Origin of the sequence: Gelidibacter mesophilus DSM 14095, from assembly GCF_000423005.1 — a bacterium.
GTDB lineage: Bacteria > Bacteroidota > Bacteroidia > Flavobacteriales > Flavobacteriaceae > Gelidibacter > Gelidibacter mesophilus.
On record NZ_AUHD01000004.1, the window covers coordinates 258131 to 277072 of the forward strand.

Below are 18942 nucleotides of genomic sequence, written 5' to 3' on the forward strand. Positions count from 1 at the left end.
AAAATATTAATAGTTTCCCCTTATGAATTATTCCTTTACCAAAATTGTTTTGTACCTCCTTCTTTATTCCAATTTAACTTTTGGACAGGATTACTATTTTAAACATTATAAGGTAGAAAACGGGCTATCCAATAGTACTGTCCTTACCTCAACTGAAGATGAAGATGGATTTATGTGGTTTGGAACAAAGGACGGCTTGAACCGGTTTGATGGATATCGCTTTAAAGTTTATCGCAATGATCCTAAAAACCCTAATACTTTAGGCAGCAATTTTATTTCAGCCATGCATCAATATAGAGGAGCGCTATGGATAGGGACAGATAAAGGTTTATTTAAGTATCAAAAGGAATTTGATAATTTCATTCCGGTCAATGAAAAAATCAACGGTAGAATTGGTCCCATCCATAATGATGATGACGGTAATTTATGGTATGTTTCTGATCTTTCATTATACAAATACGATGTGGAAAAGAACAAGATTACTGCTTTCAACGAACAAAATTCATTTGAAACTGGTGCAATTACCACTACAGAGGATGGTGAGTTATGGGCATCTTCTTTTAATAAAATATATCGATATTCCAAAAGCGCTTCTTACTTTGAACCGATGGCATTAGAATTTTATGCAGCCAAAAGTCCATTGTTTATAATTACAACTATTTATGCATTAGACAACTCTACAATTTTAATTGGCACACAAGATCATGGCATTCTTTCGTATGACATACATAGAAAAACAGTTAGTCAACTCTCTATCAACACAACAGAACCGTTGCATGTTAGACAGTTCCAAAGGAGAGGGCTCCATGAGTTATGGATAGCATCGGAAATAGGCGTCATTATATATAATACGGCAACAAAAGAAACCGTTCATCTTCGTAAAAACTTTGATGATCCTTATTCTATTTCTGATAATGCCAGTTACTCAATAACTGTGGATAATACTAACGGCATATGGATTGGAACTTATTTTGGGGGTGTTAACTACTATCAACCGCAGTATACTCAGTTTAAAAAATACTTCCAAAAAAACAATGGCAATAGTATCAAAGGTGGAGCTGTTCGTGAAATTCACAAGGATGATTTTGGAAACATTTGGATTGGCACTGAAGACGCTGGAATAAATAAATACAATCCAAAAACAAATACGTTCACCAATTATACCGTTGATGGAACGAGAGATGGCTTATCTTACTATAATATTCACGGATTATTACCGAGAAAGAACGAACTATGGATAGGTACGTTTGAACATGGTCTAAATGTAATGGATATCCATACTGGTAAGATTGTCAAAAAATTCTCAATAGGAGCCCAAAGTGGGAATCTTAAAAGTAATTTTATTTTCAATTTTTATGAACTGCAAAATGGAAGGTTAATTGTCTTAACCTCTCGTGGAATATATTGGTATAATGAGGAAGAGGAATTGTTCTTTCCTTTAGATGGTTTTCCCGAAACTTTACATTATACTACTTTTCTGGAAGATTCGAATGGGGTTTATTGGGCAGGAACGTATCGCAGCGGACTCTATCAATTTAATCCTAAAACAAATAAACAAACAATATTCACCTATAATTCAAAGGTTTCGGAAAGCATAAGTAACAACTCAATAAATTCAATTTTTGAGAGTAATGCCCATATCATTCTAATAACGACAGAGAATGGTATCAATCTATTTGATAGGAAAACAAAAACGTTCAAAAAATTAAGTACAGAGATTGGACTTCCAAGTAATGTAAGCTATTCTATATTACAAGATAATAAAAACCAATTATGGATAACTACTTCCAAAGGATTAGTGAGATTTGAACCAAAGGATAGTAGCATAAAAGTGTTCACAACAGATAACGGTTTATTAAGCGATCAATTCAATTATAATTCAGCTTTTAAAGATACTGATGGTACTATGTACTTCGGAAACTTGGATGGAATGATTAGTTTTAATCCAGAAGAATTTACAACGTACAATTATGATACCCCGATATTTATTACTGGTTTACAGATTAACAATAATGATGTAAATGTCGGCTCTCAGGATTCTCCGTTGGACACCTCCATTGTTCTCACTAAAAACATTGAGCTTAAAAATAAAAATTCATCCTTTAACATTGAATTCGCTTCCTTATGTTATACAGCTCCTGAACTTACCGAGTATTGGTATAAACTTGAACCTAATAATGAAGACTGGATATTTTTGAACCACAACAATAAAGTGTTCTTCACAGAACTTCCAACTGGGAGATACTCTTTCAAAGTTAAGTCTTTAGATTCCAACGGAGTCTGGAGTAAGGAAGCCTCATTAGGAATTCGTATTCTTCCCCCCTTTTGGGCAAGTATTTATGCTTATTTTGCTTATTTCCTCATTTTTATGCTAGGTAGTTATATTTTGTTACGCTTTTATCATCACAAAAATGAACAGAAAAACTTACTCAATTTAGCTAGATTAAACAACGAAAAAGAAAAGGAAATCTATCAGGCGAAAATTGAATTTTTCACCAATATTGCACATGAAATTCGCACCCCCTTAACCCTAATAAAGCTCCCTTTAGATAATCTCCTCAAGAAGCAGTACACTTCGGCTGACATTCCTAAGGACCTTTCTATCATGGAGAAAAACACATCTCGTTTAATACATTTGGTAAACGAATTACTGGATTTTAGAAAGGCAGAAATGGAAGGGGTTAAACTTACGTTCATAGAAACCAACATTTCAAATTTAGTGCGAAACCTTAACACAAGGTTTAGTCAGAAAATAGAAGAAAATTGTTTAGAAATCACTTTAGATCTCGGTGATAATGATATTTACGCTTTTGTAGACAAGGAGACGTTAAGAAAAATTTTTGGTAATATTTTTGGCAACGCTGTGAAGTATGCAAAATCAAAAGTAATTGTAAGATTATTTCAAGATGAGATCAATTTTTATTTTACGGTCAAAAACGACGGAAATATTATCCCGGAACATTTACAGGATAAAATATTCGAACCCTTTTTCAGAATAATCAATGAAAAAAGCAGTATGGGAACAGGTATCGGTTTACCTTTATCACTTTCCTTAACAGAGCTACATAATGGCACTTTGGTTTTAGACAAATCAGATAAAACTTTAAACAGCTTCATTCTGACCTTACCAATACACCAAGAAAATGAATTCCACTCGTTTACAAATATTACTGACACACAAGAAGAGAAAACATCTAATGATATTGAAACTAGAGTAATTAAATCACAAATTTTGGTTGTTGAAGATAACAAGGAACTACTCAATCTTATTTGTAAAGAATTAAGCATTGATTTTAAAGTTTATAAAGCGTTAAATGGTGAAGAAGCTCTCAGCATAATTCAAAATAAAAATATTCACTTGGTGATTAGTGATATTACTATGCCCATCATGGATGGTATCACTTTATGTGAGAGACTCAAAACCAATATCGAAACCAGTCATATTCCGGTTATTTTACTCACCGCGAAAAGCACGCTGCAATCTAAAATATCTGGACTCGAATCGGGAGCAGATGCCTATATTTTCAAACCCTTTTCCATGGAACATGTGAAAGCACAAGTTGAAAATCTACTTTCTAATAGGAAAAATGTATTAAACTATTATTCAAGCTCTCCGCTAAGCTATTTGAAAAGTTTTGCGCATAACAAGTCAAACCAAGATTTTATTAACAAGTTGGATGCCATTATCTATGAAAATATTGAAGACACGAATCTCAGCGTTGAGTCTTTAGCCGAGATAATGAATATGAGCAGATCAACACTGTACAGAAAAATAAAAGACATTTCTGATTTAAGTCCAAATGAATTAATTAATACGGCACGACTTAAAAAAGCCATTGAATTATTAAACAATAACGAATATAAAGTTTATGAAATAGCCGAAATTGTAGGCTATAAGTCACAATCCAGTTTTGTCAGAAATTTCCAAAAGCAATTTGATATGACTCCATCTAAATTTAAAAACTCAGAGAATACATCGTCAATTATATAATAATTTGCCTCTTGGTTCAACTCTTGGTTGGTACGTATTAGAACGATATACCTGCGTAGGCAACATGATGAAACAGTGGTGTGACACCTCTCTTTTACGATTTATGGTCAGGATTCCTCGTTAACTGATGAAACAGTGGTGTGACACCTCTCTTTTACGATTTATGGTCAGGATTCCTCGTTAACAACGAAAGCTAGCAAGATGATAATTTTAAGATCCTTGCTTACAATGGGATTTCAAAAGTAAACGATTAACGCCACTACCTGTAAACAGCTATTTATTTTCTAGCGACTTCCTAATTCCCTCCTCAATAAGCGGCTCCATAATTAAATAACCATTTATATTTGGATGAATGCCGTCGTCACCTAATTCATCTTTCAGACCATTCGAACTGTTTGCCATGGGCGTAAAATAATCAACATAAACAATGTCATGATCATTGGCGTACTTTTTTATTAACGCATTTAATCTGACGACTTTTCCGGCAGGCTCCAATCCTTGTCTCCAAGGAAATTCAAAAGCTGGCAGAACAGAACATAAGACTACTTTTATGTTGTTTGCTTTCGCCAATTCAGCCATTGAAATTACATTATTAATAATCATTTTGATTGTAGAGGGTCCAGTGTTTTCAGCAATGTCATTCGTTCCTGCCAAAATAACCACCGCTACTGGATTCAAATCGATTACATCCTGCCTAAAGCGCAATAGCATTTGCGGGGTTGTTTGTCCTCCAATACCTCTATTGATGTAAGCATTATTCATAAAAAACTCGGGATGTTTTTTTCCCCATCCCTCGGTAATGGAATTACCCATAAAAACAATACGATGTTCATCTAGTTTGGGAGATGTTAATGCTGCATTTTCATTTTGGTATCTTTTTAAATTAGGCCAATCCTGTGCCTGAGATGTTGCAGTAACAATGCACAACAAAATTATGCTAAGAGAGCGTTTGTAAACTATCATAATTTTATATTCTTAATTTAAAAATGTTTTAGAATTTATGATTAATATTTCAAAAAATGATAATACAATCGCTATTATTTTATTACAATTCCTCTTGTTACTACTCTACGCCTCTCCTATACCCCCCACTTCCAAAATTAAAAAGTTATATTATTTTAAACAAGAAGACGGATAGCGCGTGGATAAAATATACTGGTTGTGGCAATGTAGAGCCTATCGGAAGGTAAGTACGGAACGGACATAAAGGGTATTGAGCGGAACTGGAAGCTCTTGTGATTGAACGAGATTTATTCTCTGTACAATCTATAACTGTAGTATCTGTTTCTTGACCAATTCCAGTAAATACAGCACTTTGCATTTGGTTGACTTGTTTTAATATTCCATAAGAATTAAAAACATCCAATCCATCTTTGAACCGCCTCCTCGAATTATAACAACGCAATCATACTTTTTGTGGTTTATTGTTTTAAGGCTATTAATAATGTCATTTTTACCTGTACTGTCCTGAACGGATTTTGAACAAACATCAATAATTAATTTATAACCATATTGATTTTTTAAAGTATTTATAACAAAATCTTGATAGCCTGCTGTATCCCTAGAAGCAATGAGCGCAATCTTTTTAATGACCAGAGGAATAGGCACCAACTTATTAAATTCGATAACTCCATACTTAACTTAAGATAAAGATCCTATAAAAATGATGTGCATTATTTGAATTTGGGAATTTTTAAAAAGGTCTTCATTCCATTTATGACTAACCAAAAAATTTCTTTAGACCATAAACTTAACTAACTCTTCATAATAAATTCTTAAAATTATTAACAAATTATTTGTGTAAACTAAATCGTTTTACTAGTTTAGGTTTTAAATTAACAAAGTGTTAACTCAAATAAAACATTTTAAGATTAATGAAAAAACAACTACCCTCAAAATGGATAAATTTGAATGACTTCATTTTTATCAAGCTTAAAATTGAAAAACGGCAGCTGACTCAAATACTTTTTCTACTTCTGTTGTGCCTGTGTTATCAATCTAACGCATTTGCATTATACCAGCAGGATGATCGTATAATTATTACTGGAATCGTAAAAACTGCTGATGACCTGCCCATTCTCGGGGCCAATGTAGTAGAGAAAAACACTCAAAATGGTACTACCACCGACTTTGACGGGAATTTTAGTCTTAGCGTTGCTTCAAAAAATTCTATATTAATGGTTTCCTACATCGGATTTAAAACAACAGAGGTTACTGTTGGCTCAAATACGTCAATTAACATAATTCTTGAAGAAGACGCACAAAGCTTGGATGAAGTGGTGCTTATTGGGTATGGTACCCAACAAAGAAAGGCAGTGTCTACAGCAGTGGCCAAAGTGGATGAAGAAGATTTTAATCAAGGGGTGGTGACAAATGCCATGGAACTAATTCAAGGTAAAGTTGCAGGTCTACAAATCACACGAGCTGGTGGCAACAACCCCAACTCTGGTGTATCCATCCAACTTAGAGGGGTTACATCCATTTCAGGTACGGGTTCGCCTTTAATTGTAATTGATGGTATTCCAGGTGGAAATTTGGATTTGCTACAGCAAAACGATATTGAATCGTTTGACGTACTTAAAGATGGGGCTGCGGCCGCCATTTATGGAACTAGGGGTACAAACGGTGTTATTTTGATAACGACCAAAAAGGGTATAAAAGGGCAAAATACATTTAACTATTCCACTTATCTCGCACGTGATTATGTAAATAGCAGACCAGACTTTTTGACTGCCGAAGAATTTCGTGCTCTTATCGCTGAAGGAAAAATTGGTGCTACTAATGATTTAGGAGCATCTACTGATATTTTTGATGAGTTGGTCAATAAATCTAACTTGACACAATATCATAATTTTGTAGCATCAGGCGGATCGGAATCCAGTAGTTTTAGAGCCTCTTTATATTATAGAAATGCCGAAGGTATTGCTTTGGAAAATGGACGTGAAGAATTTGGAATTCGTGGAAGTTTTAATTCCAGGGGATTAAACGATAGATTGACGTTTGCTTCCAGTGTTGCCGTAAACATTAACGATGCAAACCTTTTAGGTGGGGGACAATTTGGTATTGTTACCGACTGGAACCCTACGGCACCTATAATGGCCCCTTTTAGTAACAAAGAAGGAGAACTTCAAAACCCAGGACGGAACGGTTTTTATCAACCTGAAAATGGCTATAATCCCTTTTCAGAATATGCATTCCGCGAGAGTCAAAGAAAACAGTTAACTTTTTCTGGAGATGTAAAACTCGGATATGAGTTTATACCTGGCATGATCGGTTCAATATTTGCTTCCTACCAAAGAAATTCTTGGGACGATAGGGTTTATAGATCAACAAAAGATTGGAATCAACGATTTGAAAGTGAATACAAAGGAACGGGCTACGCTTTCAAAGGAAATCATTTAGATTTTACACAAACTATTGAACCTACCTTAAACTATTCCATAGCATTTGAAAAAAGTACCTTCGAACTTTTAGGGGGTTATAGCTACCAGTATGCTACAGAAGAAACTTACTCTATAGATATGAGCGGTTTTACTGGAGATGGCTTTAAAGATTGGAATTTAGGTGCAGGAAATGCCCGTACCGATATTACCCTTCCACGACCAAATGCTTCCAGTTTTAAACAAGATAACACTCTTATTGCTTATTTCACACGTCTTAGCTATAGTTATAATGACCGGTATTTTATCCAGGCCTCCATCAGGCATGAGGGTTCTTCAAAGTTTGGAAAGAATAATAAATGGGCAAATTTTCCTGCAATTTCCGGAGCATGGGCTATTTCTGACGAAACATTCATGGAAAATGTCACTTTTGTAAATAATCTCAAGATTAGACTTGGTTATGGGGTAACGGGTAACCAAGGTATTCCAAACTATCAGTCTATTGTAACTTTGGGTACAGGGGGCAAATATCCTGTTTTTCCAGAAGGAAGTAGTGGGGCCGTTTACTATCAAACTTATGGTCCCGTGAAAAACCCGAATCCCGATCTTAAATGGGAAACTAAAAAAGAATTTAATATCGGACTTGATTTTGGGTTATTTTCAAACAGATTAACTGGTGCCTTAGATATATACTCCAGAAAAACAGAAGACCTTCTTTTAAATTACGATGTGCCTCAGCCTCCATTTGTTCAACCCAGAATTTTTACCAATGTGGGCAATATCAGCAACAACGGAGTGGAGTTAGCATTAACTTATCGAGTGATCAACAACGACAATTTCTCATGGACTGCTGATTTTACTGGAAGCTATCAACAAAATGAATTGACAAAATTATCCAATCAAGTATTTAAGGTTACTGATATTCGGGGAGGTAACATCGGAAACCCAGGAAACTTGGGAGACGCCATTATTAACAAAGAAGGCGGTCCTATCGGAAACTTTGTTGGGAAACGCTTTGCAGGTTTTACCGTAGATGGCAAATGGTTGTTTCACAAAGCGGATGGCAGCATTGGTCGCGTGAGTGATATGGTCGATGCGGACAAAGCTATAATTGGTAATGGTTTGCCTAAATACTATGCGTCATTGACCAACACTTTTCAATACAAAGGTTTTGATTTAACGATTTTCTTAAGAGGAAAGTTCAAATACGATATTTTGAATACTGTGGATATATTTTATGGCAACCCTTTTACTTTGCCAGGGAACATACTTACATCGGCAGTAGGTCAGTATAGTGAAATTAATGAAGCAGCCCAATATTCAGATTATTACCTTGAAAATGGTGACTTTATAAAATTGGACAACGTAACTCTAGGGTATAATTTTAAGATGTCACAGAAAAGCCCATTTACTGGAATACGAATTTTTGCCAGTGGGAGAAACTTGGCAACCTTCACTGGCTACACCGGTAGAGACCCTGAAGTTCAGGACACTGGATTATATCCAGGCATAGATGATAGAAATTTTTATCCTCGTACCATAACTGTTACCGCAGGACTTAATATTAATTTTTAATTTTAATATAATGAAAAAGATAAATTTTATAAAAATTCATGTTCTTTTAGTACTGCTATTTAGTTTTGCATGTTCAGATTTAGAAGAAACAACCTATTCTGAATTATCAGCCAGCAACTTTTATAAAACTGAATTGGAACTGATACAAGCAAATTTAAGACCTTTTACCCACATGCAAGCCTGGTTGGCTTGGTCTGGACAAAGCGCCTACTATTATCATAGTGAACTTTCTGCCGATCAAACCGCCTGGCCACAAAAAGGAAGGCATGCTTATGACAATGGAGATCATATCCGTCAACATTACCACACTTGGACAGCTGATGAGAGTCGTTTAAACAACACGTGGGGCCTTATGTGGACCGGATTAGGATTTGTTAACTCTGCTATAGAGAACATTGAAGCTGTTGATCCTGCATCCATAGGGGTGACCCCAGAAAGATTAGCATCTATTGTTGCAGAGGCTAAAGTACTAAGAGCTTTCCATTACATGAAAATTATGGATATGTGGGGCAATGTCCCTATAGTTACAGAAGTTGGTATTCCTACCAACCCGGTTACGGCGACTCGGAATGAAGTTTTTGATTTTATTGAAAAGGAACTCCTTGAAAATGTTGAAAAACTACAACCTTTATCCCCGGAACTTATTGGCCGAATGTCGAGAGCTGTAGGATATTCTATGATGTCAGAATTATATTTGAACGCTGAAATATGGTCTGGTACCCCACGATGGGATGATGCAATTAAATATGCCGATAAAGTTATATCCGGTGAAGGTGGTTCTTTAACTGGTACTATGATATTGGATCAGGATCCTTTAGGACCTTATAATAACACCAACGATACCTCTCCAGAAAATATTTTTCAATTTCCATTTAGTAAAGTTAACGATTTTGGTTATGACTGGAGATCGTTTTACATGGGCTTTTCAAATATGAAAGCCGCCTTGAATGTCGATTTTTCCGGGAATAATGCATTCGTTGTGATTCCTACCGCATTTGATGCGTACAAAGAAAATGATATCCGTAAACAAGAATGGTTTTTATTTGGTCCGCAATATAAATTCGGCACTGATATTCCTATTTTGGGTTCTGAAGAGTATAACGGTAAACCTTTTATTTATGTGAATAACATTCGTAAAAACACACAAGGAGAGACCGGTGAAGGATCTATGACCAATGGGGAAGAAAACAGTGGCGCACGATTCCACAAATACCGATCTGGAGGAATAGATGATCCAAACTATTTAGAAGGTGATTACGTGGTTTACAGGTTAACTGAGCTACTATTCAATAAAGCGGAGGCATTAATGCGTAAAAACGGCGGTGCACCAAATCAAGAGGCCGTAGAATTGATCAATCAAAGTAAAGTACGTTATTTTTCAGAGGAAGATTGGCCTACGGAAATGTACACTATTACTACCCTTACTATGGATGAATTATTAGCGGAACGAGGTCGAGAATTTATTTTTGAAGGAAAAAGACGAATGGACCTAATTCGTTTTGGAAAATTTACTACAGGTACTTGGTGGGATTTTCAAGGAAACGGAGATAAAACAAGAACGCTCTACCCCATCCCTACCAGACAATTACAAGCGAACCCAAATCTTGTTCAAAACCCTGAATATAACTAAAAATATAAATTATGAAAACATATTTTTTTAAATTAAGAAACCTAACCGTATTGGCTATTCTTATTTCCTTCTTTTCATGTGATGGAAGACGTGATTTCCCGGACTTGCTAGAAACAGGAGTTAATCTTGATAAATATGATATCATTCTTTTGGTATCAGGACAAACCCAAGAAGTGAGAGCTACTTTTGTTCCCGATATAAATCCCAACAAGGAATATACTTGGGAAGTTGAAAATCCTAGTGTAGCCACATTAGTGGTTAATCCAGACCAATCGGTTTCATTAACTGCAACGGGTTCAGGTGAAACCATTTTACGGATTACATCTAAAGACAATAATTCTGTAACCGCAACCGCTCCCTTAAAAGTAATTTCAGCAGCTCCACTTGATATTACATCACAAGCTGCAATTACCGTTAATAAGGAAAATGGCAGTGGACCAAGTGGAAATGAAGGATCTCCTAAATTGGTGGATGGCGATATCAACACCAAATATTTAGCCGGTTATTCCGCACCGTTTTGGATCAATTTAGAATTTCCACAGCCGGTAGTGGCAGGTTATTATGCTCTAACTTCAGGCAATGATGCCCCAGACCGGGATCCGAAAAATTGGGAAATACAAGGTTCACTGGATGGCGAATCCTGGGAAACTTTGGACACCAGAACGGATTACCATTTTACTGACCGAAAGCAAACACGTGAATTCTACTTTTCTAACAATACTGCTTATACACATTATAGGTTTGACATTAAAAGTAACAATGGCGGGGGTCTGTTTCAAATGCAGGAATGGCGTTTGTTCAATTTGCCTGATTAAAGCTATATTCTCAAGGTTAAACAGGCCTTAAAATAAGGCCTGTTTTTATTAAAAATTTATTTTAATAAAAAAGCTATGTAGGACAGAAATATTTAAAATATTTTTTTAGCGCCATCATCAGATTATAATTATTAAACTACCTAAGACCAAATTATTTAGGGTTTGTTTTACTAACTATTGTGGAAGTTGACTAAATCGTTTTACTTAATTTATTGTTATCTTTAGTTCAAAATTATAACAAAATGAAAAAATCATTTATCGTCTTAATATTGACAAGTGTATTATGTTCTTGTGCCAGTACCAAAAAAAGCAGTAAACTCGCAGGCAACCCTATATTCCCTGGATGGTACGCAGACCCAGAAGGAATCATTTTTAACACCTATTGGATATTTCCGACCTATTCTGCAGCATATGAAAAACAAGTGTTTTTCGATGCATTTTCATCGAAAGATCTAACACATTGGAAAAAACACGAAAAAATTCTGGATACCTCCGCTATAAAATGGGCGCACAAAGCGATGTGGGCGCCGTCTATCATTAAAAAAGCAGATAAATATTTCTTGTTCTTCGGGGCAAATGATATTCAGTCTGACAACGAAATTGGTGGTATCGGCGTTGCAGTTGCGTACCGACCAGAAGGGCCCTATAAAGACCATTTAGGCAAACCTCTTATTGATAAATTCCATAATGGAGCACAACCCATTGATCAATTTGTTTTTAAGGATGTCGATGGCCAACACTATCTTTTTTATGGTGGCTGGAAACATTGCAATATTGCCAAACTAAACGATGATTTCTCTGGTTTCATCCCCTTTGAAGATGGGGTGAATTTTAAGGAAATTACGCCTGAAAACTATGTAGAAGGGCCTTTTATGTTTATTAAAGATGGAAAGTATTACTTCATGTGGTCCGAAGGCGGGTGGACGGGTCCAGACTATAGTGTATCCTATGCAATTGCAAATTCTCCCTTTGGACCTTTTAAACGAATGGGCAAAATCTTACAACAAGATTCTAGTATCGCCAATGGTGCAGGTCATCATTCTGTAATACATAAAAAAGATACTAATGATTATTATATCGTTTACCATAGAAGGCCATTATCGGATGGTACAACTAGAGACTCCAGGGAAACATGTATTGATAGGATGTATTTTAACGAAGACGGTACTATAAAGCCAGTAATTATGACCACAGAAGGCGTAGCATCAAATAAATTAAAATAGTTTAAATAAAACTTATCATAACCTTATAAAATACTCATGAAAAAAAGAATCCCAACTTTTATAGTTCTTATTGCAAGTTTACACTTTTCCATAGCCCAAACCCAACAATTAGCTCAGGTTGAGACTCCAGTAGACTGGGTAAACCCTCTAATGGGAACAGATTCTGATCCTGGCCTATCCAACGGAAATACCTATCCCTTAATAGCCATGCCATGGGGAATGAATTTTTGGACCCCTCAAACTGGTGACATGGGCAATGGATGGACTTACACCTATAACGCCCATAAAATAAAAGGCTTTAAACAAACCCATCAGCCGTCCCCTTGGATGAACGATTATGGACAATTCTCCATAATGCCCGTAACTGGAAAACTGCGTTTTAAGCAAGACGAACGTCAAAGTTGGTTTTCCCATAAAGCGGAAACGGTGACCCCCTATTACTATAGTGTTTATTTGGCAGATCATGATATTACAACAGAGATAACACCTACCGAAAGGGCCGCAAGGTTCCGGTTTACATTTCCAGAAACTGATGAAGCATCCATAGTTGTGGATGCTTTTGATAGAGGATCAAACGTAAAGATCATACCAGAGGAACAAAAAATCATAGGTTACACAACGCGGAATAGTGGCGGTGTTCCCAAGAATTTCAAGAATTATTTTGTCATTGAATTTGATATTCCTTTTGAAATTTCAAAAACCTATCACGATAGTATCCTAACCAATGCCTTAGAATCCACATCAAACCACGCCGGAGCCGTCATTGGTTTCAAAACACAAAAGGGACAGGTTGTGAATGCCCGAGTTGCCTCCTCTTTTATAAGTCACGAACAGGCGGAACGGAACTTAAAAGAGCTTGGAAACGATGATTTTGACCAATTAAAGCAAAAAGGAAAAGAAATATGGAATAAAGAATTGAGCAAAATAGAAATTGAGGGCGCTACCCCAAGCCAAATAGCTACTTTTTACTCCTGTTTGTACCGTTCATTGTTGTTCCCAAGAAAATTTTTTGAATATGATGCTTCTGGAGAAGTGGTTCATTATAGTCCATACAATGGTGAAGTACGCAAAGGCTATATGTTTACGGACACCGGATTCTGGGATACCTTTCGTTCTCTTTTCCCTTTTCTTAACTTAATGTATCCAACACTAAATGCCCAAATGCAAGAAGGACTTTCCAATGCTTATGATGAAAGTGGCTGGCTACCCGAATGGGCAAGCCCTGGTTTACGTAATATTATGGTTGGGAATAACTCAGCATCCGTGGTTGCCGATGCCTATTTAAAAAGCAATGGTGCTTATAAATATGATATAGAAAATTTATATAAGGCCTTAATCAACGGCGCTAACAACGAAGGTCCCTTGACCGCTGTTGGAAGAGCTGGGGCACCCTACTATATTAAATTAGGTTATGTGCCTTTCGATGTAGGTATTAATGAAACCGCTGCACGGACTCTAGAATATGCCTATAACGATTTTACTATTTATCAATTGGCAAAAGCTTTAAAAAAACCAAAAAAAGAAATTGAACTCTACAAAAAACGAAGTTTAAATTACAAGAACCTCTTTGACCCAGAGCACAAATTAATGCGCGGTAAAGATAGTTCAGGCGCATGGCGCACCCCTTTTAGCCCTTTCGATTGGGGTGGCGATTTTACCGAAGGCAACAGTTGGCATTATTCATGGTCCGTTTTTCACGACATGCAAGGTTTGATTGATCTAATGGGTGGCAAAGAAGCGTTTGTAAATCAATTAGATGAAGTCTTTGCACTCCCTCCTATTTTTGGAGATAAATATTACGGTGGGGTTATCCACGAAATACGTGAGATGCAAATTGCAAATATGGGACAGTACGCCCACGGCAACCAGCCCATCCAACACATGACGTATTTATATGATTACGCTGGTGCACCTTGGAAAACCCAATATTGGGTACGCGAAACCATGGACCGAATGTACACTCCTAATGCGGATGGCTATTGTGGTGATGAAGATAACGGACAAACCTCCGCGTGGTATGTATTCTCTGCTATGGGATTCTATCCCGTTGCACCTGCTACAGACCAGTATGTTATTGGAGCCCCCTTATTTAAGAAGACTACCGTTCATCTTGAAAACGGTAAAAAAGTCATCATCACAGCTGACGATAACAATGCCCAAAATCGCTACATAGATGGCATGACATTAAATGGTAAAAACTATTCAAAAAACTGGTTGAGCCATAAAGAACTGATGAAAGGCGCTGTTCTGGATTTTAAGATGTCCAACAAACCAAATAAAACCAGAGGGGTTTCCAAAGAGGATGTGCCTTATTCCCTTTCAAATGAATAGGAAATATTTATAAGAACCTTATGGATCCTGTGTTCCTTCTCTATTTTAAGAACAAAGGTTTTTATCATTTAAAATTAGTCTAACAGTGGTTTCTGTAACGCTCGATTGGCTGCCTGGTTTTGCTATTCGAAATAAATAAGTTGGTCTCCAATCTAGATATGACGCGATATACCTAAAAAGATGAAGTTAGGATCCACAGTTAATGAACAGAGCTTTAGAAAATACGACCAGAATTCTTTCGGTCCAGTAATAAAGTTAAAAGAACTCGTGAAAGATTACGAAGAGAGGAAAAGGAAGATTTATACTTTAGCAATATTAGCACTATCCAAACACTATACTGTTGCGAATCAAATCCTTCAAAAATAGTATACACGGGCATTAATTTAAGATCAATATAGAATCTAAATTATTACTGTTGTATAGGACATTTTTCGGTGGCTATAATGATCCAAATAACCATAATTCAAATAATGCTGACAACAATTTATTTTAGGAAAATAAAAGGGGGAAAAAAGCCATGGCTACTGCTCTGACTTCAATGCAGTATAGAATTAACCATAAATTATTTTATATGAAAAAATATATTTTTAAAACAGCCATTGCCCTCATAACTCTAGTTTTTTTTGATTGTAAAAACAACAGGACAAAAGAAACCCTTCCCAATAAAGAATTGAAGGACTTTGCCCAATATGTGGATCCTATGATTGGCACCGCCAAAATGGGCCATACTTACCCTGGTGCAACAGTTCCTTTTGGAAGTGTCCAATTAAGCCCCGATACAGATACCATTCCTTATGCAGTTAATGGTCGGTATAACCCAGAAGTTTATAAATATTGTGCTGGTTATCAGTATGAGGATAGTACTATAGTGGGTTTTAGCCATACCCATTTTAGCGGTACGGGACATTCCGATTTGGGCGATTTCCTGATTATGCCCACTACAGGAGATTTAAAATTAAACCCTGGAACGGAACAGGATCCAGATAGCGGGTACCGTTCCAAATTCTCCCACGCAGATGAAAGCGCATCTCCGGGCTATTACAGTGTAGTGCTAAAAGATTATGGCATCAAAGCTGAAATGACCGCTACCACTCGAGTGGGCATGCACCAATATACGTTCCAAGAAACCGACAACCCTCATGTTGTTTTCGATCTAATGCATGGCATTTATAATTATGATGAGAAAAACGTGTGGACTTTCGTTAGGGTAGAAAATGACACTTTGGTGACTGGCTACCGACAAACCCATGGCTGGGCAAGAACCAGAACTGTTTATTTTGCCATGTCCTTTAGTAAACCCATAACCAATTATGGATCTGCCAACTACGACAAAAAAACATACCACGGGTTTTGGCGTCGCTTTGATCAAGCAGATAATTTCCCTGAAATCGCGGGCGAAAAAATCAAGATGTATTTTGATTTCGATTTGAATAAAGACCAAAAACTCAACATCAAATTTGCAATTTCCCCGGTCAGTTCAGCCGGAGCACTTCAAAATATGAAAGAGGAAATTCCACATTGGGATTTTGAAGAAGTTAAAAACAATGCTCGATCACGTTGGAACACCGAACTTAACAAAATAGCCATTACTTCTGAGGACGATGAAGAAAAAATAAATTTCTATACCGCCATGTACCATGCCTTTTTAGGTCCAACGGTTTATATGGACACTGATAATAAATATAGAGGTTTGGACATGAACATTCACCCTGCGGAGGATTTCACAAATTACACCAGTTTTTCACTTTGGGACACCTATAGAGCGCTGCATCCCCTATTCAATATTTTACAACCTGAAAGAAATGCAAATATGATTAAATCAATGATAGCCCATCAAAAGCAAAGTGTGCACCACATGTTGCCAATTTGGTCACATTATGCCAATGAAAACTGGTGTATGATTGGATACCATAGTGTCTCCGTAATTGCAGATGCCATAGTTAAAGGCAATGTGGATTTTGATACAGAAGCCGCCTTAAATGCCTGTGTCCAAACCGCACGCACCCGCTATTTTGACGGTATTGGTTATTATATGGATATGGGCTATGTTCCTGAAGATAAAGATGGGTCCTCGGTGTCAAAAACCTTGGAATACGCCTATGACGACTGGGCCATTGCGCAAGCTGCCAAAAAGCTGGGGAAAAATGCTATTTATGAGGAATTTATAAGACGATCTGAAAATTACAAAAACGTTTATGATGCCAAATCAGGATTTATGCGCCCCCGATTAAGTGATGGTAGTTTCAAACCGGATTTTGATGCCTTAAATACCCATGGCCAAGGTTTTATTGAAGGAAATTCATGGAATTACAGTTTGTACGTGCCACATGATCCCGCAAGCATGATTGCTATGATGGGTGGAAAGGAACAATTTACCATGCGTTTAGATTCTTTATTTACCATGGAACTGCCTGACAAATATTTTGAGAATACAGAAGATATAACGCGTGAAGGTCTTATTGGAAATTATGTCCATGGCAATGAGCCATCCCACCATGTAGCCTATTTGTATAATTGGACAGACACTCCTTGGAAAACCCAAGATAAAATTAGAATGATCTTGGATTCCAAATATAAGACGGGAGCGGATGGCTTAAGTGGAAATGATGATTTTGGGCAAATGAGCGCTTGGTATATATTCAGTTCCTTAGGTTTTTATCCTGTAGCTCCAGGTTCAGTGGACTATTCCCTGGGAAGCCCTGCCATTTCCAATGCGGTCATAAATCTCGATAATGGAAATAGTTTTGAAGTGGTTGTTAAAAACCAATCACCTCAGAATGTATACGTGCAGAAAGTTGAACTGAACGGCAAGCCTTTGGCCAGGCCTCTCATAACCCATGGCGCTATAATGTCCGGAGGAAACTTAACATTTCACATGAGTAATAGACCTAATTTTGAATTATACCAAAACAATTAAACCTTATGTTAAAATGTAAAAATGGCCTTATGTAATGGATTTAAGGATCGACGTTTTGGGATATCGATAGGGATTATTTCCAGTTACAGAAAAGACCACTTAAACGGACGAATTGGCCTCTAAATTCCTATAGTACGGAACTCGATGGCATCATCAAAGTGGATACCCACACCAATTTCAACAACCGTTCCCCTTGAATTCAAAAAAATACAGTGTACCGAATGATGGATTCAAAGCTTTGAGGCGCTCAAGATTAATTTTTTATTTCACTGTGACTTCGAACAAAGTTCAGTAATAATGGATAAGCAGGTTCGGCCATGTTATGACCATAACCCTCCATTTCATTCAATTTAATATCTTGATGACCAGAGACTTTCATCATCCTATAGAAATAAGCATTCTCTTCATATCTGCCTAATATTTCCAATTCCCTATCGCCTGTTATCAATAACATGGGAGGTGCCTCTTTGCGCACATAATATAACGGTGCAAATTCATCTATAATGGGTTGTTCGCCTGGTATGCCTCGCTCTGAACGAATGGAAAAATGGGTAATGGTATGCCCACTGAAAGGCACCACTCCTGCAATGTTGTTGGCATCAATCCCGTGGTTTAATAACAGTGTCTTATTCATAACCGTCAATAGGGCCAAATAGCCCCCTGCAGAATGGCCCGAAACAAAAACAGCATCGGGATCACCACGGTATTTTTCTATGTTTTTTATAACCCAAGCAACAGCAGCGGCCGCATCAGATATGGACACCTCAGCCTGTATTTCAGAGCCCGCTAATCGGTAACCCACTCCTATAATCACGAAGCCTTGATTCTTGAGGCGCTCAGGGATTTCCCTTGCCCCACTTGTTAAACCACCGCCATGGAACCACATTATAACAGGTACATTTTCATTGGTTTTCGGATAGTAAATATCCAATAAACATTTTTCTTTTTGATAATCGGTTGCAACAGAATCTTCTGAAAAATAATAGAGGTCATTTTCCCTGGTATAACCATCAATTTGCGCGATCAGGGTTAGTGGAAAAAAGGCAAGTATAAAAACAATATAAACTTGTTGCATCATTT

10 protein-coding genes are annotated in these 18942 nt (G+C 36.9%); 7 read left to right on the forward strand and 3 right to left on the reverse strand.

The window, feature by feature from the left end:
• Window positions 1-22 precede the first annotated feature (22 nt).
• A complete protein-coding gene (locus tag G525_RS0104520) occupies window positions 23-3991 on the forward strand; it encodes a hybrid sensor histidine kinase/response regulator transcription factor (protein ID WP_027125093.1) in 3969 nt (1322 codons plus the stop codon).
• A gap of 273 nt (window positions 3992-4264) precedes the next feature.
• Here G525_RS0104520 and G525_RS0104525 read toward each other — a convergent pair whose 3' ends face one another.
• Both G525_RS0104525 and G525_RS22630 read right to left on the reverse strand, forming a co-directional pair.
• Entirely contained in the window at window positions 4265-4954 is a 690-nt protein-coding gene (locus G525_RS0104525) for an SGNH/GDSL hydrolase family protein (protein WP_027125094.1), read from the reverse strand.
• A 372-nt stretch (window positions 4955-5326) separates the two neighbouring features.
• Window positions 5327-5599: an exodeoxyribonuclease VII large subunit gene (locus G525_RS22630; RefSeq protein ID WP_245577734.1), complete on the reverse strand. Its 273-nt coding sequence runs from the start codon at window positions 5597-5599 to the stop codon at window positions 5327-5329.
• Between the two features lie 266 nt (window positions 5600-5865).
• On the opposite strand from G525_RS22630, the gene G525_RS0104535 reads away from it, so the two are divergent.
• The 6 genes from G525_RS0104535 (at window position 5866) to G525_RS0104565 (ending at window position 17862) form a co-directional block, all read left to right on the forward strand.
• Complete coding sequence (locus G525_RS0104535; protein WP_027125096.1) at window positions 5866-8946, forward strand: SusC/RagA family TonB-linked outer membrane protein; 3081 nt, start codon at window positions 5866-5868, stop codon at window positions 8944-8946.
• Window positions 8947-8956: 10 nt separating this feature from the next.
• Entirely contained in the window at window positions 8957-10576 is a 1620-nt protein-coding gene (locus tag G525_RS0104540; RefSeq protein WP_027125097.1) for a RagB/SusD family nutrient uptake outer membrane protein, read from the forward strand.
• Window positions 10577-10587: 11 nt separating this feature from the next.
• Window positions 10588-11391 carry a discoidin domain-containing protein gene (locus tag G525_RS0104545; RefSeq protein WP_027125098.1) on the forward strand — a complete coding sequence of 268 codons (804 nt, stop codon included), beginning with the start codon at window positions 10588-10590 and terminating at the stop codon, window positions 11389-11391.
• Between the two features lie 242 nt (window positions 11392-11633).
• Window positions 11634-12614, forward strand: a complete 981-nt coding sequence (locus tag G525_RS0104550) for a glycoside hydrolase family 43 protein (RefSeq protein WP_027125099.1) — start codon at window positions 11634-11636, stop codon at window positions 12612-12614.
• A 36-nt stretch (window positions 12615-12650) separates the two neighbouring features.
• The gene (locus tag G525_RS0104555) at window positions 12651-14945 is read left to right on the forward strand and encodes a GH92 family glycosyl hydrolase (RefSeq protein ID WP_027125100.1); all 2295 of its coding nucleotides are present in this window, start codon (window positions 12651-12653) and stop codon (window positions 14943-14945) included.
• A gap of 571 nt (window positions 14946-15516) precedes the next feature.
• Window positions 15517-17862: a GH92 family glycosyl hydrolase gene (locus tag G525_RS0104565; protein WP_027125102.1), complete on the forward strand. Its 2346-nt coding sequence runs from the start codon at window positions 15517-15519 to the stop codon at window positions 17860-17862.
• A gap of 253 nt (window positions 17863-18115) precedes the next feature.
• Here G525_RS0104565 and G525_RS0104570 read toward each other — a convergent pair whose 3' ends face one another.
• Window positions 18116-18940: an alpha/beta hydrolase gene (locus G525_RS0104570; protein WP_342662731.1), complete on the reverse strand. Its 825-nt coding sequence runs from the start codon at window positions 18938-18940 to the stop codon at window positions 18116-18118.
• Window positions 18941-18942 lie beyond the last annotated feature (2 nt).

What these genes read in the sequence shown, in the direction of transcription:
- G525_RS0104520 (WP_027125093.1), top strand. Translation starts at nt 23, where the DNA reads ATGAATTATTCCTTTACCAAAATTGTTTTGTACCTCCTTCTTTATTCC.
- G525_RS0104525 (WP_027125094.1), bottom strand. Translation starts at nt 4,954, where the DNA reads ATGATAGTTTACAAACGCTCTCTTAGCATAATTTTGTTGTGCATTGTT.
- G525_RS0104535 (WP_027125096.1), top strand. Translation starts at nt 5,866, where the DNA reads ATGAAAAAACAACTACCCTCAAAATGGATAAATTTGAATGACTTCATT.
- G525_RS0104540 (WP_027125097.1), top strand. Translation starts at nt 8,957, where the DNA reads ATGAAAAAGATAAATTTTATAAAAATTCATGTTCTTTTAGTACTGCTA.
- G525_RS0104545 (WP_027125098.1), top strand. Translation starts at nt 10,588, where the DNA reads ATGAAAACATATTTTTTTAAATTAAGAAACCTAACCGTATTGGCTATT.
- G525_RS0104550 (WP_027125099.1), top strand. Translation starts at nt 11,634, where the DNA reads ATGAAAAAATCATTTATCGTCTTAATATTGACAAGTGTATTATGTTCT.
- G525_RS0104555 (WP_027125100.1), top strand. Translation starts at nt 12,651, where the DNA reads ATGAAAAAAAGAATCCCAACTTTTATAGTTCTTATTGCAAGTTTACAC.
- G525_RS0104565 (WP_027125102.1), top strand. Translation starts at nt 15,517, where the DNA reads ATGAAAAAATATATTTTTAAAACAGCCATTGCCCTCATAACTCTAGTT.
- G525_RS0104570 (WP_342662731.1), bottom strand. Translation starts at nt 18,940, where the DNA reads ATGATGCAACAAGTTTATATTGTTTTTATACTTGCCTTTTTTCCACTA.